Raw genomic sequence first — 24,255 nt, 5'->3', positions numbered from 1 at the left:
CGTCCACAGGCCCGTCTAGAGCAGTGCTTCGTAACGGTCGCCGATCTTTTCGATCGTGAAATCCGCGGCCCTGCCTGACAGGGTCGCGGCGGAGGTTGGCTGGTCGAGCATCCTGACCATGGCTTCCGCCAGGGCGTCGGCGTCACCGACCGGCACGAGGATGCCGAAACGGCCATCGCCAAGAATCTCGCGGGGGCCGTGCGGCGCATCGGTGGAAACGACCGGGACACCGGCAGCCATGGCTTCGACCAGGACATTGCCGAAGCCTTCGCTTGTCGATGACAGCGCAAACAGGTTGGCAACAGCGTAGCAGGCCGCGGGGTTTTCGACGTAGCCGGCAAACAGCACGTCCTGCGCGATCCCGGTTTCCCCGGCATAGGCGCGCAGTTCAGCTTCCAGCGGACCTTCGCCGAAGATGACGAGACGGGCAAGCCGGCTGGCGCGCAGCTTGGCAAAGGCTCGCAGCAAGGTCAGATGGTCCTTGACCGCAACGAGGCGTCCCGCGGTGACGATGACCGGACCGCCGCCCATGCTCTTCAGTTTTGCTTGCCAAGGATAATTGTGCTCCTGGCGTTGGGCCGGCGGTGGCAGTGGGTTGTTGATCACGGTCACTTTGGATCTGGAAAAGCCATTCGCCACCAGGTCGCCACCGACACCCTCGGAAACAGCGATGGCGCTGGTGGCGCGTGCCGCCACCAGCGAAGAGAGATAGCCCGCCAGTCTCGCCCCGATCCTGTCGGATGTGTGCGAAGCCGCGGCATGAAAGCTTGGAAAGAACTTGGCCCGGCTGCGTGCCAGCAACAGTGCCACCGCCATGAGCAGATTGGCGAATTCGGGAGCGCTGAACACCGCGTCGGGAGCCAGCCGCTTGAGCAGGCGTACTCCTTTTACCACGCCTTTCAGCGTGTCCGCCTTGCTGTAGCTTTCGCCGCGAATGGCAAAACCAAGGTCGATCAGCTTTACCGCGGGCGAGCGCAAGGCAGCATTGGGACCTTCGGCATTCCAGGTAAACAGCGTGACGTCGTGACCACGGGACGCCAGCTCATTGGCCATGAGGACGAAGACGCGCTCGGCGCCGCCGCCCCTCAGGCTGGCAATGTGGAAAACGATGCGCTTTGCCATGTTCAGGCGCCAGCGATGTTGGGTTCCCGGCGGCTGGGCGGACGGCGCATGTCGCGCAGGATGCCCCAGGCGATGGCAAGCAGCATGCCAAGGCCAAAGCCGCCGACAGCTCCCGCGCCGACCAGGATCGTCGTGCTGGGTGGCCATGAGCGCTTGTTGGGGGGCACTGCCGTGGAGATCACCTGGACGTTGGTGGTGTCGATCTGCTCGCGCTCGGTGATCTGCCGTGCGCGCGACAGGAAGCTCTCATAGATCGCCGTCTTCGACGTCGCGTCCCGTAGAAGCTCGCGCAAAGCGACCTCCGATTCGTTGTCGGCGAAGACCCGGCCCTTCAGGTCATTCATCTTGGCGTTGAGCGAAGCCAGTGACGCCTTGGTCCTGCTCAGATTGACCTTGGCCTGGTCGACGGTGCGCGCGTATTCGGCTCTCAGTTGCGAGTCCACTGTCACCAATTCCGTCTTGAGACGGACGATCGTCGGATGGCGGGGCCCGAACGTCATCGCCTGTGAATCGATCTGCTGCCGCAGTCCGTTTGCCCTGTCACGCAGTGCGGCAAGCGCCTCGGACGTTTCGGGGGCGGAGGGGGTTCCATTGATGCCCGAGGCGACCAGGGCATCGTAGTTCGCCTGCGCGGCGACGACGCGCGACTGTTCCTCGACGATCTGGCTGTTGAGCTGCGTCATCGTCTGGGAGCTGACAAGCTGGCCGTTGCTGGAAGACAGGCTGTGGCTGCGCCTGTAGGCCTCGACTTTCTCTTCGGCGGCCTGCACGTCGCTCTTGAGCTGGCCGAGCCGTGCATCGAGAGCCGTGGCGGCGCGATTGGCGCCGGAAGCCTCGGCGCTTGCCAGTTCTTCCTGGAAATGCTTGACGATGGATTGTGAGATCTCGACGGCTTTTTCCGGGGTTTGCGCCGATACGGTAAGCGTCGTCACGAACGACCTCTCGTCCCCGCTCGTCTTGACCTTCAGCGCGAGGCTTTTCTGCGCGGCCAGTTTCGGGTCCGCTTTGGGGGCGTTGGCTTTGCCGGCGCTTCGGCTGGCATCGAAGAATTCGGGGTCGTTGAAGAGTTCAAGCTCATCGACGACGCGGGAAAGCACGCTTCCCGACGTCATGATACGCTGCTTACTGCGTGTGCTCAGGATCTGGCCGTCGACCTGGCCCGATTGAGGGTAGAGGTCATTCTGGATGACCTGCAGATTGGCGGGATTGATCAGGATATCCGTGTTGACCGTATACAGCTGCTTGCCCAGCATCGAATAAGCGCCGCCGACGATCGCGCCGACAATCGCCAGCAGGAATGCAAGGAGCAGACCGGAGCGCAGCCAGACAAACAGGCGCCGGAAATCGAGCTCGAGGAAAGTCCCGATCTTGTCCAGCGTCACCGTTGCGACCGGAACGGCCGCCTGAGGCTGTGGCGCATGTGGTTCAGGGGACGTAAGGGCACGCGCTGCGCTCGAGGTACCTTGCTGGAGCTTCGCTGCGCTGGCACGGCGCGCGTTTTCGATCCGCTCGTACGGGCTGATGCCGGCGTCCGCCGCAGAGGTAGGAGGACGGGTACCGGCGGACATTTGCTAACCCTTGCTATTCTTCATCTCGCATAGATGGCTTACAGAAACATCGTTAACATTTTATTTTCCATGTTTGGACATAACTTGATAACCGGCGTGTCATGACCATCCGGCGAACCTGCGGATCCGGTTGCTGGACCATCGTGTGAATTGGAATAGGCTATGAGCAGCCTGACTGCCGGATCGGAACAGCAATCCAGCCGGATGCGCCGTCAGAACGCGCTGACACTTCTGTTTTTTCTGTGCGCGGCCGCCGCATTGCTGATCCGCTTCACCGTATCGCAGCAATTGATGAACATGGTCGTCAACTACACGGAAGACGGCGGGCCCTTCTATCAGAAGCTCCATCTCGGCACCTACGCCATCTTCTTCCTGTGCGCGCTTGTTCTCTTCAGCCGACCCTTCCTGCTGCGCGGCGACGAGATCAGCGTGTTCAAGGCATTGCTCCGCTATTCGGTGCTGGTCTTCGTGCTGGTGCCCTATCTCTTCGCTGCTGGCCGCGCAGGTGCGTCGGGTTTTGTGGTCGACACCTATCTGGTGGCCGGTGCCGCGGGTCTGATGATGCTGGCCCTGAACGAGGACACTCGACGAGCCTTGGGGGACGTGGTGCTCGCGACGCTGATCCTGAGCGCCGCGATCGGCATCATGGAAGTTGCCACCCAGCATCGACTTTTGCCCTTCACCGAGAGCGAACCGGTGTTCAGGCCGATCGGGTTGGCTGGACATCCACTGTCATTGGGCGGGCAGTGCGCCATCGCCATAGGCTTCGTCGCATCGACCCGCTGGCGCATATGGGTTCGGGTGCTCGCCATCCTGATCCTGTTTGTCGGCACCGCCGCGTCGGGCGCGCGCACGGCCCTGATCCTGACCGTGGGCGAGATCTTCATACTCCTGATGTTCGTGCGCTGGCCTCGGCTGACGAACGAGCATCAACGCGAAGCCAAATTCGTCGTGCTGCTGTTCACCGCGGTCATTGGCGTGGCGATGGTTGCCGTCATGTTGTCGGCCGGCCTCCTGAGCCGGTTCGACAACACCATCTTCGACGCGAACTTCATGGCGCGCGTGACGATCTACCAGGTTTTCGGACTGGTCAGCTGGAAGGACATCCTGTTTGGGATGGACGCCAACGAGCTGCTGAGGATCGTCAACGAGCAGCTGGGGCTGCCCCATATCGAGAGCGCTCCAGTAGTCTTCGGCCTGCTGTTCGGCGTGCCGATAGCCATACTCTTCTTCATTTTGATTCTCTGGCTGATCTTCAAGCTGCTGCGTGAAGCGCCACTGCCGGCGAGGGTCGCCACCACCGTCTTCCTGCTTGCTTCGCTGTCGAACAACGCCCTGTCGTCGAAGACGCCGGATGTGACGATCATGGTGGTCTTGCTGATTGCCACCAGGAAGCAGCAGGAGGTTCCGCCGGCCGTTACCTTCGAACAGGCCCGCGTTCGATCCTAGCCGGCGCTGTCCACGACTTCGACACGACCTGCGCGGTTGAGCGTATGGATGCCGGCACGTGCCCATGCCGGTCCGGGGCAGATCGGACGCGGTGTCGAGAAGCGGACATCGCTCTCGTCCAGCTGGTCCAGGCTCATCAGGCCAAGACCGCCGCCATAGGCGCGCGAGCCATCCTGTACCGGCAACACCAGCTTTGCGCCGTGACGGAAAATGGCGCCGCCGGGCCGGGCTGCCGAGTGATCGACGGCGATCGGGTTCAGCGCATGCGCGGCCCATGGACCGCGCAGCGAAGGTGCGCTGTAGACGGCCAATGTATCCGACGCGCTGCCGAAGCCGTATCGTTCGGTCCCCAGCAGCCAGAAGCGACCGTTGGCTTCGAGCAGCGTCGCATCATTGAAATCGCTGTCCTTCATCAACACCGTGTCGCGGACCCATCGATCGGGAAACTGCTCGGCACGGTAGAGCACGACTTCGCGCGCCGAACCGCTTTCGGGGATCATGAAAATCTCGCCATCGCGGGCGAACACCTGCGGATAGGACAGGTGGTGTTTTTCCTTGAGTACGATCCGTGGAACGCCGAACGTGCCGTCGTCGCCAAGCTCGGCGACGGAAATCACGCCGCGGCCCGTCGCATAGGGAAACTCCTCCACAAAGAGGAAGTGGCGGCCATCGTGTTCGAAGACAAACGGGTCTGCGTAGAAACGTTCGCCGTCGTCGGGAAGGACGCTGAATGGTGAGCCGTCCAGTTTTCCGACTTCGGCAACCCCCGGCCCATCGATCAGCCGGTAGGCAACCTGCCAGTAGAACGGACGTCGTCTTTGCTGGTATTTCTGCACGGCGCGGTTGACCACGCCCTTGCAGAAATATGGCACCGCATGGCGGATGAAGCTGCCGTCCTTTCCGGAAGATGGCTCGCTGTCGGCGATCGGCTCGATCTTGCCTGCAAAGAAACGGGCAACGCTCTGCATGATCAGCGATATGGCGCCGGCAAGCAGGTCGTTCGATGTCCGGGAAAGCCAGAATTTATCCGAGAGCATCGGGCGCGCCCGCGCCACGACAACGCCGTCGAGACGGGCGGCAAGTTCAGCCGAGGGGCCGCCCGCCAGGAAAGCGGTGATGCCAGCAGGAAAGGTGCTCCTGCCGCAGAACTCGAGCGTCAGGATTGGAGCAGCTTGTGCCGTGGCAGAGGCCGTGAGGTCGATGACGAGATCCGGTGCACCGCGATCGACGGAAGGTAGCGGTTTTGTGCGCGTTGCCAATGAAGAACCGTACCGACAACTCTCGATGGCCAGGACGGCATCGAGCGCCAAAGTTCTGGGCGCAGCCGCCATCGCAGGCCGGCTCGAGACGACATGGCCTGACGCGCCCAGCCGTTGCATAAGCTCATTTTCCCAGCGCCGGGACGAGCCGGCGTGGCTGATAATTAAAATGTTACCCAAGCCCAGGTATTCTCTTTAAAGTGACTCTGTTTTGATATCTGCAGGTATAGTTCTTAGCAAGGGATACTCGAGGGGGCATGGGAATCGCCATTAATCAAGTGGTAATATTTTCCACTGGGGAGACGCTTGCTGACGCTATTGTCACAGGGTTGGGCGGCAACGCGGACCTTGGCGGCCAAGGTCAACCATGAGCACTGTTTCGCATTCCAAGTCGCACGGCAAACGAAAACTGTTGATCGTGTTCGGCACCAGGCCTGAAGCGCTTAAATGCTTTCCGGTTGCGCGTGCTGCACTGGCCCACCCGGACTTCACAACCGAGATCTGCGTCACCGGCCAGCATCGCGAGATGGTGGCGCAAGTCATCGATCTGACCGGCCTGCCGGTGCACCACGATCTTGACATCATGCAACCCGGCCAGACCTTGTTCGACGTGACGTCGCGCGTGCTTCTCGGGATGGCCGATGTGCTCGACAAGTCCAAGCCGGACATCGTGCTCGTGCAAGGTGACACCACCACCGCGATGACTGCGGCGCTGGCCGCTTTCTACAAGCGCATTCCCGTCGCCCACATCGAAGCCGGATTGCGCAGCCACAACATCAATTCCCCCTTTCCCGAGGAACTAAACCGCAAGATCGCCGGCGACATCGCCACCTGGCATTTCGCGCCCACCGCCGAAGCCCGAGACAATCTGCTTGCCGAAGGAAAGGCCGCCGATACGATCTTCGTGACTGGCAACACGGTCATCGACACGCTGCTGCATTTCTCCAGCGAGATCGATGCCGACACGGAGATGAACGCCAGGCTTGCCGCGCGTTTTCCGTTCATCGACCCGACAAGGAAGATGATCCTCGTCACCGGTCACCGGCGGGAGAACTTTGACGGCGGCATTCAGCGTATCTGCAGTGCGCTGAAGACGCTGGCAATGCGCAAGGACGTACAGATCGTCTACCCGGTCCACCCGAACCCCAACGTACGGTTGGTGGTCGACAAGGAACTGGGCGGAGTGGCGAACATCCACCTGATCGACCCACAGGACTATCTGCCGTTCCTGTATCTGCAGAAGCAGAGCTATCTGGTGCTGACCGACAGCGGCGGCGTGCAGGAAGAGGCGCCGTCGCTTGGCAAGCCGGTGCTGGTGATGCGGGAAAACACCGAGCGTCCGGAGGGGGTCGCGGCGGGCACCGCGCGGCTTGTCGGCACCGACATCGAAAAAATTCTGTCCAATGCCAATAGCTTGCTCGATGATGAGCGCGTCTATCGTGGTATGACGGAACGACACAATCCCTACGGCGATGGCCGCGCCGCGATCCGGATCATTGAGGAACTACAGCACCATGGCTGAAATCAGAACCGTTTCCGTTATCGGCATGGGCTACATCGGCCTGCCGACCTGCGCCATCTTTGCCAGCCGCGGGTTCGATGTCATTGGCATTGATGTCAACGAAGCGGTGGTGGCCAAGGTCAATCGCGGCGAGATCCACATCGTTGAACCCGATCTGGACGGTTTGATCCAGAAGGTCGTCGCCAACGGCAAGCTCAAGGCCTTCAACACGCCTCAGCCGGCTGACGCCTATATCATCGCCGTTCCGACCCCGATCACCGAAGACCACAGGCCGGATGTCAGCTATGTGCTTGCGGCGGCGCGCAGCATCGCTCCGGTGCTGAAGCGCGATGATCTCATCGTGCTGGAATCGACGTCGCCGGTCGGCACGACGCGCGTCATGACGAACCTGCTTGCAGAGCTGCGGCCAGATCTCAAATTCCCTGTTACGCATGGCGAAGAGGCCGACGTGTTCGTGGCCTATTCTCCCGAGCGCGTGCTGCCGGGAAAAGTGCTGACGGAGCTGATCAACAACGACCGTTCCATCGGCGGGCTGTCACGCAAGTCGTCGGAACGAACCGCCACGCTTTATTCGAGCTTCGTCGCCGGCGACCTCTTCATAACGCAGGCCGAAAGCGCGGAGCTCGTGAAGCTGACCGAAAATGCGTTCCGAGACGTCAACATCGCCTTCGCCAACGAACTCGCGGCGGTGTGCCAGGATCTGTCGCTCAATGTCTGGGAGGTCATCGATCTCGCCAATCGGCATCCTCGCGTGAATATTCTCCAGCCAAGCCCGGGCGTTGGCGGCCACTGCATCGCGGTCGATCCGTATTTCATCATCGACGCCGCTCCCAACAGCACGCGGCTGATCAGCTCGGCGCGCCGCATCAATTCAGAGCGCCCGCTCTCGGTGGTGAAGGACATCGAGGCGTTGCTCGACCCGACCCGTCAGCAGACGATCGCCTGTCTTGGCCTGAGCTTCAAACCCAACATCGACGACATGCGCGAAAGCCCGGCTGTCGAGGTGGTGAAACTTCTGTCCAGGATACCCAATCTCAAGATCGTCGCGGCCGAGCCCAATGCACGTGCCCTGCCACGTGAGCTCGAAGGCCACGACATCGCATTCACCGACGCGCTTTCCGCCATCGATCAATCCGACATCGTCGTCCTCCTGGTCGATCATCGGCAATTCAATTTCGTCGATCCCGAAGCGCTCAAGGACAAGAAGCTGGTCGACACCAGAGGTCTCTGGACCTGGCGCAAGGCGCGCAAGCCCGATGCCCGCATCGAAGGCAAGAAGTCTGCGCTGGAGCGGACCGGAGAGGCCGCATGACCATGCATGATGCGGCATGGGCGCAGCATCCCCTGCTGGCATCACGGCGTCGGGAATTTCTCGATGCGCCCATTCATGCCCTGACCATGGCCGAGACGCTGGCCATCGCCGATGAGGCCATGGCCGCGCATCGACCGCTGCACCATGTCGTCGTGAACGTCGCCAAGCTTGTGAACATGCGCAAGAATGCCGAACTGCACGATGATGTGATCACGGCGGATCTGATCAATGTCGACGGCAAGGGGGTGCTCTGGGGCGCCAGGCTCTGCGGCGTGAGCCTGCCGGAACGGGTCACGGGCGTCGATGTCATGATCAACGTGCTCGCCCTCTGCGCGGAGAAGGGTTACCGGCCGTTTCTTCTCGGGGCCGAACAGCACGTTCTCGATGCGGTGGAAAGTCAGCTGGCTATCGATCACCCGAACCTGGTCATTGCCGGCAAGCGCAACGGTTATTTCAAGGCCGAGGAAGAGCCGGAGGTCGTCCAGGCCATCAACGCTTCAGGCGCGGACTGCCTGTTCGTGGCGATGCCGACGCCGAGGAAGGAGCGCTTCCTCAAGCGCTACCGCGATGAGCTCAAGCCGAGTTTCGTCATGGGCGTGGGTGGCAGCTTCGACGTTTATGGCGGCAAGGTCGCCCGGGCGCCGAAACTGGTTCAGGCCCTCGGCATGGAGTGGCTGTTTCGTGTCGCGCAGGAGCCTCGGCGTCTGTGGCGTCGTTACTACGACACCAATACCGCCTATGCGTGGTTGCTCTGCCGGGAGTTCTGGCATCGTCGCATACGCGGGGGCGCCAAACCCTAGGGCAATTTCAGGAAAAGTGTGTAACGGTTTTCCGTCCGAAACTGCGCAAAACTCCGTCCGAAATTGCGCAAAAACAGAGAGCTAGAGCGTTTCCGTGAAAACGCTCTAGGGTTACGCGCCGGTCTACGAGATCGGCAGTCGCGCCTTGACCTTGTCGATGAAGAGCATCGCCTCTTTCGGATAGAACATACAGATCAGCGCAAAGAACGTCGCGGTCCCGGCACTGCCGCCTGCCGCCAGCGGCAGGATCGGCGGTGCGTGGCTGAGCAGCGCCGCGGTGAGTGCGGCAGCCACGCCTGTGCTCGCGGAAATGATGACGGAGACGCCGATGTCGCGCCACGGCACGGGCACCGGCGTCAATCTCTGGGCGATGACGATGCAGCTTGCCAGGGCCGCTACCGATCCGCCCGCCAAAGCCAAGGCGGCACCCAGTTCCGCCATGGTGGGGATCAGCAGGAAAGACAGCGAGATCGTCCCGACCGAGCCGACGAAATTGACGATGATCAGCAACCACGGCCGCTTGTGCGCGTGCACCACGACGCCGTAGACGAACGTCGCGAGATTGGCGCACAGCACGCTGAAGGCGATGACCGGAAACAGCAGGCCGAAGCGGCCATGATAATCCGCAGGCAGCATGAGCCGCGTGATATCGGTGCTGAGCGCCACCAGCATTGCCGCGACCGGCAGGCAAAGGCGCATCATCAGGGCCATGAGTTGCGACAGCAGGCGGCTTGAGGCCTCGGGCCCTTCTTCGTCGAAGCGGTTCACCACTTCCGGGAAAGCGCCGGTGTTGATTGCATTGGCAATCATGTCGATCGGCTGCCGGGCCAATGCATAGGCCGCAGCGAAGACCGCCACGGCGCTGGCATCGTAGTAGACCTTGAGGAACAGTCGCTCGGCGCTGTTCAGCCCGAAGCCGACCAGGGCCATGATGACCAGGGGAGCGCCGAAGGCAAAAAACTCCTGGCGCGTGAAGCGCGACGGGCCGGGAACGATGTGTCGGGATGCGACGATGCCCGCTGTGATGCCGGCAATCAGCATGCCGAGGCTGGAGCCGAGGGACACCGCCAGGAAGGAGCGCTGGAACAGGAAGACTGCGGCGATCGGCAAGACGAGCTGCAGCAGGCTGCGCAAGGCTTCGAGCATCGAATAGACCGAATGCCGCTGCTGCATCTGCAGGATGGTCAAGGCGAAGCGGCCGATGGAGCCGGCGATCAGGTAGCTGCCCACGGCTATGGCAAACTCGCCCCAATGCTCCGGCACGATGAGCACCGAGGCAATCGCGGAGATAACCAGTGCAATGGTCGTCGTGGCCAGAAGCACCTGTCCCGCCAGGATCAGGCTGCCCTTGCTGATGTCGCCCTTGCCGCCGAGTCTCAGCAGTGAAATGCGTAGCCAGCTGGTGACTGCGACATCCGTCATTTCGCCGACCGTAACCACCAGCGTCAGCAGGCCATAGTGGTTCTGGTCGATCATGCGGGTCATGATGACCAGCAGGAGCAAAGCGGAAATGCGTGTCAGCAGGATCGCCGGGGCGTATATTAGCGTTGAGCGAAGCAGCAAAGGGTTTTTCCCGGACAATTCCGCCTGATTAACCGTTGGGAGGCGGGAAATCCAGCATCATGGCACTAAAGAACAGCATATCACTTTGGCCATAAGCTTTATTTGAGACCTTTGCTTTATGGCTGGTCCGCATGTGTTATCCGCAATGGTGTCATGTTGCAGCCTTCCGCAAGCCATCAAAAAATGCATGTCCTGGTCGCAACACCCTCGGGTGGCCTGGGGCAGGGTGGCATCGACCGGCTCATGGGCGCGCTCAAGCTGCAACTCGACCGGCAGGATAGCGCGGACATCGACGTGCGCTTCATCGCGACCCGCGGCCCGGGACATGTCGGACTTTCGGTCTTCTACACGCTCGGTTTTTGTCTGCGCATGCTCGCGGCCCGCCTTGCAGGGCGCGCCGATGTCATCCACATCAACGTCGCAAGCATGGGCAGCACCTACCGGAAGCTGGTTATTGCCAGGTGCGCGCGAATGCTCGGTGTTCCTTATGTGCTGCATTTGCACGGCGCGGAGTACCGGTCTTTCTGGAGCGGAGATGGCGGTTTTCTCGACCGCCGCATCCGAAGCATGTTCGAGCATGCCAGCCGTGTCGTCGTACTAGGCAGGGTGTGGCGCGACTTCATAGCCAGTCGCGCGTCCGGTGCGGCCGGCAACATCGTCATCGTGCCCAACGCCACTGAAACTCCCTTGCTGGCGCATGTTGGCGGCGGCGACAGCATTCATATCCTGTTCCTTGGGCGCATCGGCGAACGCAAGGGCGTGCCGCAACTGTGCGATGCCCTGGGGAACATGAAGTCCGTCGGGCATTGGCGCGCCACGATCGCCGGGGACGGCGAGGTCGAGGAGACGCGTGCGCGACTGACGGAACTCGGCCTCATGGACCGTGTCCAGCTTCCCGGATGGGTTGGACCCGATCAGGTTGCGGCTCTGATCGCATCAGCCGACATCCTGGTACTTCCCTCCTTTGCCGAAAATCTGCCTGTATCGGTCATCGAAGGCATGGCCAGCGGCCTCGCCGTGGTGACGACGCCGGTCGGAGCGGTGGAAGATATCGTGACCGATGAGCAGAATGGCTTGCTGGTCCCCCCCGGCGACGTCGCGGCACTGACGAAAGCGCTGACGCGCCTGATCGAAGATCCGGCTCTGCGGACGCGCCTTGGCGAGGCCGCCAAGGCCGTGCATCGCGAGCGGCTGGAAATTGCTCCGTTCGCAATGGCATTGCGCCGCGTGTGGCACGATGCGTCGATCGGCAACGGAGGGGAGGCGAGATCATGAAGTTGCTCGACATCGCGCGCGGCGCTTATGTGCGCAGTCCTGAACCCCTGAGACGTCTTCTGGCGCCGTTGGTGGCGCGTGTCCCGACCACGATGAAGTTCGGCGCGACCTATCGTTCGTGGCGGGAACAGATCGCCCACGCGGCCGCGGATCCTGCCTATGCCGGGCACGCGCATCTGGCCGCGCTGCGGGCGCTGCTGCAGAAAGCGCATGCGGGTAGCCCGTTCTATCGTGGCTTGATCGACAAGGCCTTTGGTCCCGGCTTTGACCTTGCGACGCTGCAGCTCACCGACCTTAGCCGCCTGCCGGTGCTCACCAAGCAGGCCTTGCGCGATGCTGGCAACGATGCGCTGGCGGAGCCTGCATCGAACCTCGACGAAGCCACGACCAGCGGAAACCACACCGAGCAGCCCTTTGTCTTCTACCTGGACAAGGACCGCAGCACCCGCGAGATCGCCTTCGTCTATGACGCGTGGTCGCGCATAGGTTATGGCGAACAGACGGCACGCGCCTGCTTCCGCGGCTTTGGCCTCGACGCCCAGGGCAAACGCCTGCACGAGTGGGAGCCGGCGTTGCGCGAACTACGGCTTTCGGTGTTTCCGATGACTGTCAAGGACGCCGCCTTGTATCTCGACCTGATCGATGAACGCGGCATTCGCTTCCTCTACGGCTATCCTTCGGCGATCGAGTTGTTCTGCCGGCATATGCGCAAGCTCGGCCGGACACCGAAACTGCGCATCGAAGGCATCATGCCGATTTCCGAACCCCTTTTCCCTCACCAGCGTGCCAGCATCCAGTCCGTGCTGGGCGAGGTGCCTTTCGCCTGTTTCTACGGCCTGAGTGAAAAAGCGCTGTTCGCCGTTGAAATGCCCGGACGCATGGACAGTTACGAATTCAATCCGCTTTACGGGCTGGCGGAACTGGTCGACGACGATGATGCGCCCGTTGTGGAGCCTGGCAGGCTGGGACGGCTCGTCGGCACCGGCTTCCTGTCCACCGGCATGCCGTTCATCCGCTACGATACCGGGGATCGTGCGCGGCTGCTCGAACTGCCCAGTGCCGAGAACGGCCAGCGGCTGCTGGTCGATGCCATCATGCCGCGTCGTAACATCGATTATCTGATCGCTGCCGACGGCAGCCACGTGGTGAGTTTGTCGCTCGCGCCGGAAGATCCGATTTTCTTTGAGGGATTGCAGGAATTCCAGTTCTATCAGGATACGCCGGGCGAGGCGGTGGTTCGCTATATTCCGGTCGAGGGGGCGGTTGGCGATCCAGCCGGGCGCCTGATCGCCAACCTGAATGGGCAGACCCACGGCGCTATCCGCTTTTCGGCGAAACAGGTCGAGCGCATTGCCGCGGGGGCGTGCCGGCAAGCGCGCTTTCGTCGACCAGCGCCTCAACATGGCGGACTTCGAATAAGGGACTACTGGCCCCGGGGCGTGAGGCCCAGCGCCTTCAACAGTTCTCGGTCCGGAAGCGCAGGCCCGGTCGGCTGGATGACTGTCATTCCATCAGGATTGGTGAACTCCCAGATCGACCACGGCATGCCATCGCGCTCCGCCAGTTGCCGCACAGCCGTCAGATAGCGCAGACGGTCGGCGTCGAAGGCACCCATCCGGCCATCGGCCGACATCAGGATGACGCCGAATTCACCCATGAACAGCCGCCTGCTTGCGATGTTGTTGGCCTTGGCCCAATCGATCGCCTGCTGGAAAACCGCTTCGAGCTGGTTCGGCCCCCAGTTTTCCGCGAAATACTGGGCGACCCTTTCGCGTGCCGAAACCGTATTCATCATGCGCTCGACCTGGCTGAGGCCCGCAGCCTCCATCTGCGCGCCAAGGGTCTCGATCACGATTTCAGGCGTGGCGCTGTCGGCCGGCCAAGGCAGGCCCGATGCGAAGGTGGTTGATGTTCCGTCAGGCCGCTGATGCGTGAAGCTGTGCGGCTCATACATATGGAAGCTGTAGTAGAGATTGGGATCGTCGAAATCGGGTTTCAGATTGACCAGTCCGGCGACACTGCCGCCGCAGCCGCCTGTCGCGACGATGGTGAGATCGCGACTGACCGCACGGATATCGCGCACCGTGTCCGACATGATCCGCTGCCAATCGTCACTGCCGCTTGCATCGCAGGGGTAGTGGGTCGGTTCGTTGTAGGGCTCCAGGGCAACCTTGTCGGTGCCGATCCTGGCCAGCCTTGCAGCGACTGCCGTGACCATATCGCGATAGCGCGCCACTCCTTCGCTGTCGGCGCTGCCGGAGAAGACCTTGAGGCCATAGGCTGGAACCTGTTCAACGCTGTGCAGGTTGAAGACCACCTTGAGCCCGTTCGAAGTGACGTGCTCCACCGCGGCGGAAAGGATGTCCAGGGCCTGCTGGCGTTTGGCGCCATCGCTGGCAAGCAGGGGGCCTGGGTCGACGGTCAGGCGGACGAAGTCGAACCCCATGGCGCGGATGCTGGCAAACACCTCGCCATCGGGCCAGTCGGAGAGGGGCCTGCCTGCACCGAGCCATTCCTTCTCGGTTCGGTAGGGCGGCCATCTGTAGGAGCGGTCCTGTTCGACGGGAGACCAGTTCAGCCACCCATGCACGCCGACGCCTTTTTGCAGGGCAATCGGCTCGGCTTCGGCGGCTGTGATCAGCGAGAGTGCCCATATTGCGACAAACGCCACTATTCTCATCGCCAATCTCCGTATCATGATCGAAGATATTAACCGGGGGAATGCAAAGGAAGAATTGCGGCCAAATGGCTTCCCGGCGGCATGGAGTATAACCGTGGCTGAGCTTGCATGAGGATCGGCTGGTACATCAACCGATTGCGCAGCATGGGCCCTGCCGAGATCCTGCATCGGCTGGGCGAGCACCGCCGCAAGGTCGTTTCCAGGCGCCGTGACGATGGCTGGCAGCGTTATGGCTCGCCCCCACTGCATCCCGTGTTCGCCGGATTGAAAGATGTCATACAGGCAGCCGCCACGGCCGAGCAACGAGAAGCGGTCGCGGCCGCGGCTGACAGCACGCTCAAGGGGCGGTTTTCGGCCCTCGGGTGGACATGGCCGCCCCGCGATCCCGGCCTCCTGTTTCCCGCCGAACTCTGGCGCCTCGATCCGGTAAGCGGCACGCTTTGGCCGGGTTCGGAGGTACATGCCTTCGATATCGACTTCCGTTCGATCGGTGACCGTGGCGACATAAAATATGTCTGGGAGATCAACCGGCTGCAGCAGCTGCCACCGCTGGCTGTGCAGTGGCTGCTCTCCGGCGACGACAGATGCCTGGAGGCCATCGAGGCCGCCATCGACAGCTGGCATGCCGCCAATCCGCCTTTCCGCGGGGTGGCCTGGGCATCCGGCATCGAAGTGGCGCTGCGGGCCATCGGCCTGATCGTCACGCTCGACATCACCGGTGACCGGCTTGCCGCAGCGACACGTGGCAACATAGGTGAAATACTGGCGGCAAGCGCCTATTGGCTGCCACGGTTCCCCTCCCGGTTTTCGTCCGCCAACAACCATCTCGTCGCCGAACTGGCCGGCGAATATCTGATCAGCATGGCTTTCGGGGCCGGGTCCTCATCCGTGCGCGCCGCACTTGTCGCGGAGGCAGAGAAGCAGATCCTCGCGGACGGCGCCGCAGCCGAGCAAACCCCGACCTATGGAGCCTTCACCGCCGAGCTCATCCTGCTGTGCGCCTTTGCGGCTCGCCGGGCCGGGTCGCCATTCCCCGCTTCCGTGGATGGGCGCCTGGCTGCTTTCGCCGATTTTGCTGGCTGGCTTCCTGCAAGGGCCGGCGGCTTCGGCGATGACGATGAGGGCCGGGCGCTCACGCTGGGCGACGAGCACGATTATGTCCGCTCGGTCGCTGCTGCCATCCATGGCCATCTCGGCATGGCGGGTGTCGCTCCGGCAGCGGACGATTTTCGCGCGCTTTTCTTTGGCACGCCACCGCGCTCCGCGCCGGTTCCGGAAGGTTTGCGCACATTCGCCCAAGGCGGCCTCTCCGTCTGGCACGGCGCGATGAACGGCCGCCGCATCGACCTGACCTACGATCACGGCCCACTCGGTTACCTCTCGATCGCGGCGCATGGCCATGCCGACGCGCTGCAACTCACCTTGTGTATCGACGGCGAGCCGGTGCTGGTCGACCCAGGTACCTGGCTCTATGGCTCGGGGCGGGAATGGCGCAACTGGTTCCGCTCCACGCCGGCGCACAACACCCTGAACATAGACGGTCAGAGCCAGAGCATCATCTCGGGTCCGTTCAACTGGTCGCACAAGGCGCGCGCGACATTGGTCGACAGCCGGGACGGATTGCCCTGGCAACTGCGTGCCAGCCATGACGGATACAAAGCCCGCTTCGGCGTTGTGCATCAACGCACCGTGACCGGAGAAGCCGGCGGCGTCGTCATCACCGACCAGTTGCTTGGTGACAGCCGCATGGCCGAGATCGCTTTCCAGCTTGCGGCCGGCCTCGAAGCAAGCCGGGAAGGCGGTTTGGTCAGGGTTTCGCGTGGTGGCGAGACGTTGATGACCCTGCAATTTCCCGACGACGCGGTCGATATCCGCGCTGGCGGCGATGCGCCGGGACAGGGCGGCTGGGTCTCGCCACGTTTCGGCGCACGGCAACCTGCACCACGTCTTGCGTGGCGTGGCCAGGTCGGCAAGGACGGTGTCGCCATCCGCCTTGCGGTCAGCCCAATGCGGTAGCGAGAGATATCTCCGGCTGGCTTTCCGTCCCGTCCGACATCATTTAAAAGACGTTCAAAGGTTTAGCAGTTTCGACACGGTTGATCTGCTATTCGGGGGCGGCGTGTATGTCCGCTTTCGCATCTTGAATGATCGCGAGCCCTACGCGGCGCGCTTGGCAAGTTTGCGTTTCGTATCCAGCCGGATCGCCAATCCACATACTGGGGGGCCATGATATCGATGTTTTCAGAACTCGTCAGAGTGGTCACCACAAAGCTGTCGAACATCGACTACGTGACGCTCGGCCTGCTTCTGGCGACGGCGCTGGGCAGCGCGCTGGTGGTCTACTGGCGAACCGTCAAGGACAAGTCCTTCCGCGACTTCTTTGATTTTGCCTTTCCGGCGGAAGTGATCCTGCATCCGTCGGCGCGGGCGGATGCCCTGTTCTGGATCACCAAGAAGCTGATGATGCCTTTCCTGCTCATTCCCGCCGGCGTCACCTTCATCGCCGCCATGGGCTACGCAACCAATCAGACCTTCGGCTGGCTCTTCGGCATTTCGGGGCCGCTCATCGAAGGGCCGGCCGGACCGGTGACCCTCGTCCTGTTCACCGCATCCATGCTGGTGGCCTACGACATCTCCTATTACCTCTACCATGTCGCCCAGCATCGCTTCCCGTTCCTGTGGGAGCTGCACAAGGTGCATCATTCGGCGGAGGTGATGGTGGGGATCACCAAGGACCGGGTTCATCCGCTGGACGACCTGATGAACCGCGCCTGGGATGGCGTCATCCCGGGGACCTGCTTCGGCATATGGAGCCTGATCGCGTTGAATCCGGTCGAGATCGCGGTCTTCGGTGTCAACGTCTACGTCATCCGCAACATCCTGATGATGGACTTCGTCCGCCACACCCATCTGAAGATTTCCTTCGGTCCGCTCGACAACGTCATCCTCTCCCCGCATTGGCACCAGGTGCACCACAGTGTGAACCCGCGTCACTACGACAAGAATTTCGGGTTGCTCTTTTCATTCTGGGATCGCCTGTTCGGAACGCATTTCGTGCCGGACCCGGACGAGGAGCTGAAATTCGGCCTGATGGACCGCGATGTTCGTGACTATCAATCGCTCTACGGACTTTATGTCCTGCCTCTCAAGAAGATGGCGGGTCATCTCATCCGACCGTTCAGGAAACGCCCTGCCGACGTGGTGCAGCCGCAGGACCCCCTCCAGCCATGAATGAAACTGTTTTGATCGGCACAATCGGGATGGAACGCCTGGAGATTGTCAGCTCGGCCGACCGCCTGGCAGCGATCGAGGCTGACTGGACAAGTCTGTGGCAGCGCACCGAGGGATTGATCTTTCAAAGCCATGGCTGGATTTCGGCATGGTGGAGCACGGTGGCCGACCGCCGCAAGCGCAAGCTGAAGATCGGCCTGATCTGGAATGACGACAGGCTGGTCGCCGTCGTTCCCCTGGCGACCTGCAGGCGAAAGGGCCTCCGGTTCCTTGAATGGGCTGCCAACAGCTATTCGGACTACGGAGACATTCTTGTGGCGCCGGAATGTTCGCAATCAGCCCTCGAGCAATTGTGGGCTCGCATCTGGTCCGAGGGCGGTTTCGATATCGCTTTCATCAACCGCCTATCGCCGGATGCGGCGGCCCAAAGGGTCTTTGCACCAGGAGTTTCCGGCGGCATCAAGCTTCGTCGCAATCATCGGGAAGAGGTCAGCTATCGCGTAGCCGGGGAGTGGGCGAGTGGAGCCGAATGGCTGGCGACGCATCCGAAGAAAACCCGCCAGAACTATCGGCGTGGCCTCAAGATGCTGGAAGAGGCCGGCGAAGTGACGTTCCGCCTGCTCCCACCGGATGAGCCGCTGCAGCCGGTGCTGGAGCGGTTGTCCGCACTCAAGCGCAGATGGCTGGTGCAGACCTCGCGTGAATCCGATCTTTTCCAGGAAGGCGAATCCGTGCTCGCGGCGCTGGTCGATGTGCTTGCGCGTGCCGGCGTGTTGCGCATTTTTGTGATCGAGTGCAATGGCGTGATGGTCGCGGTCTCCATCAACATCGTCCAGCGCGGCGTCATGATGGCATTCGTCACCACCTATGATCCGGAGTTCAGCCGGGCATCGCCGGGTGTGGTCCTGATTGTGGAATACATACAATGGTCGATCGACAACGGCCTGCGGATGGTCGATTTCCTCTGCGGCGGCTATGCCTTCAAGAGCAGATTTGCGACCGAGGGAGTGACGCTTCAATCCGTTCTCGGCGCGCGCACCCTGCTGGGTTCGCTTGTTTCCCTCGCCGACCGTACGCGGCAGGAGATCAAAAGCAGGCGCGAGAGTGGGGCCGAGCAGCAGGACGGTTCGCCTGACGACGCCTGACCTCTCTTGGTCAGACGGCTCTTTTGCGCGTCAGCAGCCAGAGCAGGTAGAACCCGCCCAGCATGCCCGTGGTCAGGCCGACAGGCATGTTCACCTGGAAGGGCGTGCGCTGGCTGACCAGATCCGCAAGCAGAAGCAGAACCGCTCCCATCAGCGCTCCGCTCGCCAGTGGCAGGCCAGGTGATAATGTCAGGCGCCTGGCGAGCTGTGGTCCGGCCAAGGCGACGAAGGCGATCGGGCCGGCGGCGGCCGTGGCGATTGCCGTCAGGCCGACAGCCGCCATCACCATGGTGAGCCGCGTGCGTTCCGGAGCCACGCCGAGCTGACTCGCTATGTCATCGCCCATCTCCAGAAGGGTCGTCCGGCGGGCATTGAGGACGACAACGGGAACGATCGCGGCGAAACCAATGGCTGTCGGTATCACATGCGCCCATGTGCGCGTGTTGAGGGAACCGGCCAGCCAGAGCTGGGCGGCTGCAGCCTGATCGAGACCGCCTTTCACCAGGAGAAGGGTGTTGATGCCGGACAGGATCGCACCAATGCCGACACCGACGAGAACCAGCCGATAGCCGCCGGTTGCCCCATGCCTCATGGAGAGCAGAAGCACGGCGACAGCGGTCGTGATGCAGGAGGCGAATGCCGCGAGCGACACGCCGAGCGGGCCTGCATCGAAAAGCACGATCTGCAGGATGGCGCCTGTCGCGGCACCCGTGGTGAAACCGATGATATCAGGCGAGCCGAGGGCGTTGCGTGACAGGGACTGGAAGATCGCGCCAGCCATGCCGAGCGAGGCCCCGACCAGCATGGCTGTTGCCAGGCGCGGCAGCCGGACGCGCAGGATGATGCGCTCCGCCGTCGGATTGCCGCCGGCACCAAGCAGGCTGTCGATCACCTCGGATGGGGTTAGATGCAGCGTTCCGGTTCCGAGCAGCAGCACACCGAGCGCGAGGCCTGTCAGCACGAGCGCGGCACAGACTGCGAGCGAGCGGCGGCGCAGTTGTAACGAGAAGCCGCCGATCCGGAGTCCGAAGGAGGACCGTCCCATCATAGCCGGGCCAACCGGTATCTGCGCGCTACTGCGACGAAGAATGGTCCGCCGATGAGCAAGGCAATGATCCCCGCGGCGACTTCCGCAGGGGCGACGATAACGCGTCCGACGATATCGGCGCACAAAAGCAGGATCGCGCCAAACAGCGCCGAAAAAGGCAGCAGCCAGCGATGGTCGGAGCCGGTGAGGAGCCGGGCGATGTGCGGGGCGACCAGCCCGATGAAGCCGATCGGTCCGGTGGCCGCTGTCGCAGTCCCGGCCAGAAGCATGACACACAGGCAGGCGAGGCCCCATGTCCTGCCGAGCCGGACCCCCAGTGCTTCACCAAGATCGCGGCCGAGCGCCACGGCGTTCAGGTCCCTTGAGATGAACAGGGCAATCGCAAGACCGATCGTGACCGCGACGGCGAGCACACCTGCCACATCGAAACCTCGTCCTTCGATGGAGCCCGCCCACCAGTGGCGAAAATCGTCGACCACGTCCAGCGGTGCGTTGAGCATGATGATGCCGGTAAGCGAGCCCAGCATCACGGAAAGGCCGGCGCCGGCCAGCACAAGGCGGACGGGATTGGTGCCGGTTTCGTGGGCACGTCCCAGGATGAAGACGGTAGCCCCCGCCAGGCCCGCGCCGAGGAAGGCGAACCAGACATAGTGGATCATGGCCGTGAGATGGAACACTGTGATCCCGATGATCACTGCTGTTGCCGCGCCCGCATTGATGCCGAGCAGTCCCGGTTCGGCGAGCGGGTTTCTGGTGGTCGCCTGCATGATGGCGCCGGCGGTGCCCAGCGCCAGCCCGGCAAGGATCGCCACGATGGTGCGGGGTACCCGCAATTCCCAGATCACGAGGTGCCGGTCATTGAGCGGGTCGTACGCCCGGAATGTCTCGAACAGCGTGGTGAGCGGAACCGGGCGTGAGCCGACAGCAAGGCTGAGCAGACCGACAAGCGCGAGTGTGAGGCCCGCACCTGCAAGCCCCCAAAAAAATCGCCGTCGTCGAAGAAGCCGGGCTGGTTTCCCAGCTTCCCGCATCTCTGGACAAGCCATGCTACCGGAAGTGCCCGACGATCGCGTCGATCATCTGCCGTCCCGAATAGTAGTCGATACGGAATGATGTCGGCCCAAGCGCATAAACCTTCCTGTTCGCGACAGCTGGCAGATTGGCGAGCATGGGGTCGGCGGTGAAAGCCTCGACATCCTTTTCGGTGCCGCGCAGCAGGAAGACGGTGTCGCCTGCAACGGCAGCGGAAAGGTTCTCACGCGAGATGAAGTCGAAGTCCGAACGTCGCGTCACATCGCGCTGGATCTCTTTCGGCAATCCCGCCACTTCGAAACCGAGGGCTGTCAGCAGCCTTGCCTGGGGGCTTTCGGGCCGGCCGATCGAATAGCTACCGCCGATATTGTATCCGACAATGCTGACCTTGCCTTTCGGGCGCGTCATCGAGATGGCGGCTTGCGCGGCATAGTCGTCGAAACGTTTGATGGCATCGCCTGCTTCCGCCTCGAGGCCGGTGGCCTTGCCGAGCTCTATGGCGATCTCCTGCCAGCTCTGGTTGGAATAGTTGACGACCATCGTCGGGATGCCCTGTGCCTGAAGCTCCGCCTTGTGCTGGGCGACGCTGTCGGCTCCCGTCGCGGATGCGATCAGCAGGTCGGGCTCCCGGCCGATAACGGCTTCGATATCGAAGTTGAGATTGGGGTAGAGGACCTCGACGCCGCGCTCGTCGGCTGCAGCCGCCCACTGCGAGAAGAAGCCCTTGTCGTCGGTCAGGATCGTCGGTGTCGCAGCGGCGCTGGCTGTCACCGGGGCGCCGATGGCCAGCAGAATGCCGGTGATGCTGGGCGTGGTCGAGACGATCCGTTCCGGCTTTGATTTCAGAGTCAGCGTTTCGCTGCCTTGAACGATCGATCTTGGCCACTGCTGCTCCTGCGAAAAAGCGTGATCGAAGCTTGTTGCGACAACCGCAACGGTCACCAGGGCGAGGGCAAGTTTCTGGATCGGCATCATCATCGATGGTTCGTTCGGAATTGTGGGGAGCTGTGGCGCGGCCTGCGTCATCGCACCGGATTTTAAACTTGACTTGTTTATTCCACAATAAACGTTGTATCCCGCAATGCAACATGCATTCCGTGATGCGACATCGAAGTCGCAATCTTCCGGCATGCACTCAGGCAAGGAAAGGCAACATGGCGCATCGTCTGCATGCCGATGGCGTGACGCTTCGTTATGACAAGCGTCTGATTTCGGCCGGACTGTCGGTGGCGATCCCCGAGGGCTCCTTCACCGTCATCATCGGCCCGAACGCCTGCGGCAAGTCCACGCTTCTGCGCGCGCTGTCGCGACTGCTGGCGCCATCTGCCGGTCGGGTGGTCCTCGACGGCAGGAGCATTGGCGAGCTTCCTGCAAAGGAGGTTGCCCGGCGGCTCGGGCTGCTGCCGCAAAGCTCCGTTGCGCCGGATGCGATCACGGTTGCGGATCTCGTTGCGCGCGGCCGCTATCCCCACCAGTCCTTCCTCAGGCAATGGTCACAGGCCGACGAGAAAGCCGTCGCCGCCGCGCTCGAAGCCACGCATATGGCGGATCTGTCCGACCGGTTGATGGATGAGCTTTCCGGCGGTCAGCGGCAACGTGCGTGGATCGCCATGGTGCTGGCGCAGGAAACACCGATCCTGCTGCTCGACGAGCCGACCACCTTCCTCGATATCGCCCATCAGATCGAATTGCTCGACCTTCTGGCCGACCTTCATCGCCAGGGGCGCACCGTTGTTGCCGTGCTGCATGATCTCAACCATGCCTGCCGCTACGCATCCCATCTGATCGCCATGAAGGATGGCGCCATCGTTGCCGAAGGCAGCGCGGTCGAAATCGTCAGCGAGCAACTGGTGGAGGCGGTTTTCGGCCTGCCTTCGGTCATCATCGCCGACCCGGTCTCGGCGACGCCGCTGATCGTTCCGAAGGGCCGGCCCACCCCTGCAATTCACACTCCATACGGCAGAAAACAATCGGCATGAGCACGGACAGAAAACTGCACATTGGATTGAGCCTGACCCCGACCTGGCTCAAGGGACCGCGTCCGCACCCGGATGAGGCTCTGTCGGCGGGCATTGGGCCGGTGGAATATCATGTCGAACTCGCTCGGCTGGCCGAGCGAGCTAAGCTCGATTTTGTCTTCCGGCCCGACTATCTCGTGATGAACCAGGCCATGGTGACGCACTCGCCGACCCATGTCGGCCTTGATCCAACGATGATGCTGGCCGCGATCGCGCGGGAGACTGTGAAGATCGGGCTGGTCACCACCGCCTCGACCACCTTCAATCCACCCTATGTCATTGCGCGCCAGATCCAGTCCTTGCACTGGATCAGCAACGGCAGGGCGGGCTGGAACATTGTGACCTCGATCGAGGGCGCGGAGAATTTCGGCACCGACCCGATGCCGTCGCCGGAAGTGCGTTATCGCAAGGCAGCGGAATTCACCGAGGTGGTGCGACAACTCTGGCAGAGTTATCCGGGGGTCTCGTCCGCGGTTCAGCCACTCGACCACACCGGCGAGTTCTTCGGTGTCAAAGGGCCTCTCAACGTTCCGGGACATGAGGCTGGCCCGCCGCCGCTGTTTCAGGCAGGCGCGTCCGAGGTCGGCCGCAGCTTTGCGGCCTCTGTTGCCGACGCGACCTTTGCCGCGATGCCGGACGTCGGCGACGGCATCGAGCTGCGCGCGGATCTGCGCAACAGGGCGGAACGGCACGGACGCTCGCCGAATGCGGTTCGCGTCCTGCCCGGGCTTTATTTCTTCCTGGCAAGGACGCGAGAGGAAGCCTGGAAGCTGCATGAACGTGCCCACGCGCATCTGACGCGCGAGCGCCGCATCGAGGCGCTGAAGAACGTGCTCGGGCTGGATGTCGGCGCGCTCGCGCCGGGCAGCCGCGTCTCCGGCGATCTGCTGCCGGCTTGCGATCATCCGGTCCGCAGCCGGACCCATGCCGAACTGTTGCGCCGTTTCATTGTTGCCAACAACCCGACGGTTGAGGAGGTGCTGTCACGGCCCGAGGTCGTCGGCTCCGCGCACTGGGTTTCCGTCGGCACCGTGGACGATGTCCTGAACGACATCGTGGAACGGTTCGAGGCGGGCGCGATCGACGGCTTCATCGCGCTTCCCGGCGGCTCGGTGGGTTCAATGAACCTCTTCTTCGACGAACTGGTTCCCGAACTGGTCCGGCGAGGCCTGTTTCGCGGCGATTATGAAGGCTCGACCTTGCGCGAGCACCTCGGCATCCATTGAAGTGC

18 protein-coding genes are annotated in these 24,255 nt (G+C 62.4%); 10 read left to right on the top strand and 8 right to left on the bottom strand.

All coding sequences use genetic code 11. The features are described 5' to 3' along the window. Positions 1-15: 15 nt before the first annotated feature. Together ACFJIU_RS19365 and ACFJIU_RS19360 are read right to left on the bottom strand one after the other, a co-directional pair. Positions 16-1,122 (bottom strand): glycosyltransferase, encoded by a 1,107-nt coding sequence (locus ACFJIU_RS19365; protein ID WP_379062596.1) that lies wholly within the window; start codon positions 1,120-1,122, stop codon positions 16-18. 2 nt (positions 1,123-1,124) lie between these two features. Then, positions 1,125-2,690 (bottom strand): GumC family protein, encoded by a 1,566-nt coding sequence (locus ACFJIU_RS19360; RefSeq protein ID WP_379062594.1) that lies wholly within the window; start codon positions 2,688-2,690, stop codon positions 1,125-1,127. A gap of 162 nt (positions 2,691-2,852) precedes the next feature. Between ACFJIU_RS19360 and ACFJIU_RS19355 the strand changes: the two genes are divergently transcribed. Continuing rightward, positions 2,853-4,139: a VpsF family polysaccharide biosynthesis protein gene (locus ACFJIU_RS19355; RefSeq protein ID WP_379062592.1), complete on the top strand. Its 1,287-nt coding sequence runs from the start codon at positions 2,853-2,855 to the stop codon at positions 4,137-4,139. On the opposite strand, the gene ACFJIU_RS19350 is transcribed toward ACFJIU_RS19355, so the two are convergent. Further along, positions 4,136-5,518 carry a hypothetical protein gene (locus ACFJIU_RS19350; protein WP_379062590.1) on the bottom strand — a complete coding sequence of 461 codons (1,383 nt, stop codon included), beginning with the start codon at positions 5,516-5,518 and terminating at the stop codon, positions 4,136-4,138. The two genes, ACFJIU_RS19355 and ACFJIU_RS19350, sit on opposite strands and share 4 nt — an antisense overlap. 247 nt (positions 5,519-5,765) lie before the next feature. Between ACFJIU_RS19350 and wecB the strand changes: the two genes are divergently transcribed. From wecB to ACFJIU_RS19335, 3 genes are read left to right on the top strand one after another with little or no spacing between them, the layout of a single operon-like run. Beyond that, the gene (gene wecB, locus ACFJIU_RS19345) at positions 5,766-6,920 is read left to right on the top strand and encodes a non-hydrolyzing UDP-N-acetylglucosamine 2-epimerase (RefSeq protein ID WP_379062588.1); all 1,155 of its coding nucleotides are present in this window, start codon (positions 5,766-5,768) and stop codon (positions 6,918-6,920) included. Continuing rightward, positions 6,913-8,232 (top strand): UDP-N-acetyl-D-mannosamine dehydrogenase, encoded by a 1,320-nt coding sequence (wecC, locus tag ACFJIU_RS19340; RefSeq protein ID WP_379062586.1) that lies wholly within the window; start codon positions 6,913-6,915, stop codon positions 8,230-8,232. The genes wecB and wecC overlap by 8 nt, the downstream gene beginning before the upstream one ends. Then, positions 8,229-9,032, top strand: coding sequence for a WecB/TagA/CpsF family glycosyltransferase (locus tag ACFJIU_RS19335; protein WP_379062584.1), 804 nt, complete (start codon positions 8,229-8,231; stop codon positions 9,030-9,032). The genes wecC and ACFJIU_RS19335 overlap by 4 nt, the downstream gene beginning before the upstream one ends. A 123-nt stretch (positions 9,033-9,155) precedes the next feature. Here the strand turns inward: ACFJIU_RS19335 and ACFJIU_RS19330 are convergent, their stop codons facing one another. Then, positions 9,156-10,595: a lipopolysaccharide biosynthesis protein gene (locus ACFJIU_RS19330; RefSeq protein ID WP_379062582.1), complete on the bottom strand. Its 1,440-nt coding sequence runs from the start codon at positions 10,593-10,595 to the stop codon at positions 9,156-9,158. A 183-nt stretch (positions 10,596-10,778) separates the two neighbouring features. Between ACFJIU_RS19330 and ACFJIU_RS19325 the strand changes: the two genes are divergently transcribed. After that, entirely contained in the window at positions 10,779-11,870 is a 1,092-nt protein-coding gene (locus ACFJIU_RS19325; RefSeq protein ID WP_379062580.1) for a glycosyltransferase family 4 protein, read from the top strand. A 1,423-nt stretch (positions 11,871-13,293) separates the two neighbouring features. Here ACFJIU_RS19325 and ACFJIU_RS19320 read toward each other — a convergent pair. After that, a complete protein-coding gene (locus tag ACFJIU_RS19320) occupies positions 13,294-14,550 on the bottom strand; it encodes a glycoside hydrolase family 5 protein (protein WP_379062579.1) in 1,257 nt (418 codons plus the stop codon). 108 nt (positions 14,551-14,658) lie between these two features. On the opposite strand from ACFJIU_RS19320, the gene ACFJIU_RS19315 reads away from it, so the two are divergent. The 3 genes from ACFJIU_RS19315 to ACFJIU_RS19305 all read left to right on the top strand — a co-directional run bounded on the left by ACFJIU_RS19315 (position 14,659) and on the right by ACFJIU_RS19305 (position 18,926). After that, complete coding sequence (locus ACFJIU_RS19315) at positions 14,659-16,566, top strand: heparinase II/III-family protein (RefSeq protein WP_379062578.1); 1,908 nt, start codon at positions 14,659-14,661, stop codon at positions 16,564-16,566. A 219-nt stretch (positions 16,567-16,785) separates the two neighbouring features. Further along, positions 16,786-17,781 (top strand): sterol desaturase family protein, encoded by a 996-nt coding sequence (locus tag ACFJIU_RS19310; RefSeq protein WP_379062577.1) that lies wholly within the window; start codon positions 16,786-16,788, stop codon positions 17,779-17,781. After that, positions 17,778-18,926, top strand: coding sequence for a GNAT family N-acetyltransferase (locus ACFJIU_RS19305; protein ID WP_379062576.1), 1,149 nt, complete (start codon positions 17,778-17,780; stop codon positions 18,924-18,926). Before ACFJIU_RS19310 ends, ACFJIU_RS19305 begins: the two co-directional genes overlap by 4 nt. Positions 18,927-18,936: 10 nt before the next feature. Here ACFJIU_RS19305 and ACFJIU_RS19300 read toward each other — a convergent pair whose 3' ends face one another. From ACFJIU_RS19300 to fepB, 3 genes are read right to left on the bottom strand one after another with little or no spacing between them, the layout of a single operon-like run. Beyond that, positions 18,937-19,974: a FecCD family ABC transporter permease gene (locus tag ACFJIU_RS19300; protein WP_379062575.1), complete on the bottom strand. Its 1,038-nt coding sequence runs from the start codon at positions 19,972-19,974 to the stop codon at positions 18,937-18,939. Continuing rightward, positions 19,971-21,005 (bottom strand): FecCD family ABC transporter permease, encoded by a 1,035-nt coding sequence (locus ACFJIU_RS19295; RefSeq protein ID WP_379062574.1) that lies wholly within the window; start codon positions 21,003-21,005, stop codon positions 19,971-19,973. The genes ACFJIU_RS19300 and ACFJIU_RS19295 overlap by 4 nt, the downstream gene beginning before the upstream one ends. 16 nt (positions 21,006-21,021) lie before the next feature. Continuing rightward, positions 21,022-21,984, bottom strand: coding sequence for a Fe2+-enterobactin ABC transporter substrate-binding protein (fepB, locus tag ACFJIU_RS19290; RefSeq protein ID WP_379062573.1), 963 nt, complete (start codon positions 21,982-21,984; stop codon positions 21,022-21,024). Between the two features lie 176 nt (positions 21,985-22,160). Here fepB and ACFJIU_RS19285 point away from each other — a divergent pair, with 176 nt between their 5' ends. Together ACFJIU_RS19285 and ACFJIU_RS19280 are read left to right on the top strand one after the other, a co-directional pair. Next, positions 22,161-22,985, top strand: coding sequence for an ABC transporter ATP-binding protein (locus ACFJIU_RS19285; RefSeq protein WP_379062571.1), 825 nt, complete (start codon positions 22,161-22,163; stop codon positions 22,983-22,985). Further along, entirely contained in the window at positions 22,982-24,250 is a 1,269-nt protein-coding gene (locus tag ACFJIU_RS19280) for an NtaA/DmoA family FMN-dependent monooxygenase (RefSeq protein WP_379062569.1), read from the top strand. Before ACFJIU_RS19285 ends, ACFJIU_RS19280 begins: the two co-directional genes overlap by 4 nt. Positions 24,251-24,255 lie beyond the last annotated feature (5 nt).

Source organism: Mesorhizobium sp. UC74_2, assembly GCF_042701485.1.
Taxonomy (GTDB): Bacteria; Pseudomonadota; Alphaproteobacteria; order Rhizobiales; family Rhizobiaceae; genus Mesorhizobium.
The sequence above is the reverse complement of the archived record's forward strand: the minus strand, read 5'-3'. Positions and strand labels throughout refer to the sequence as shown.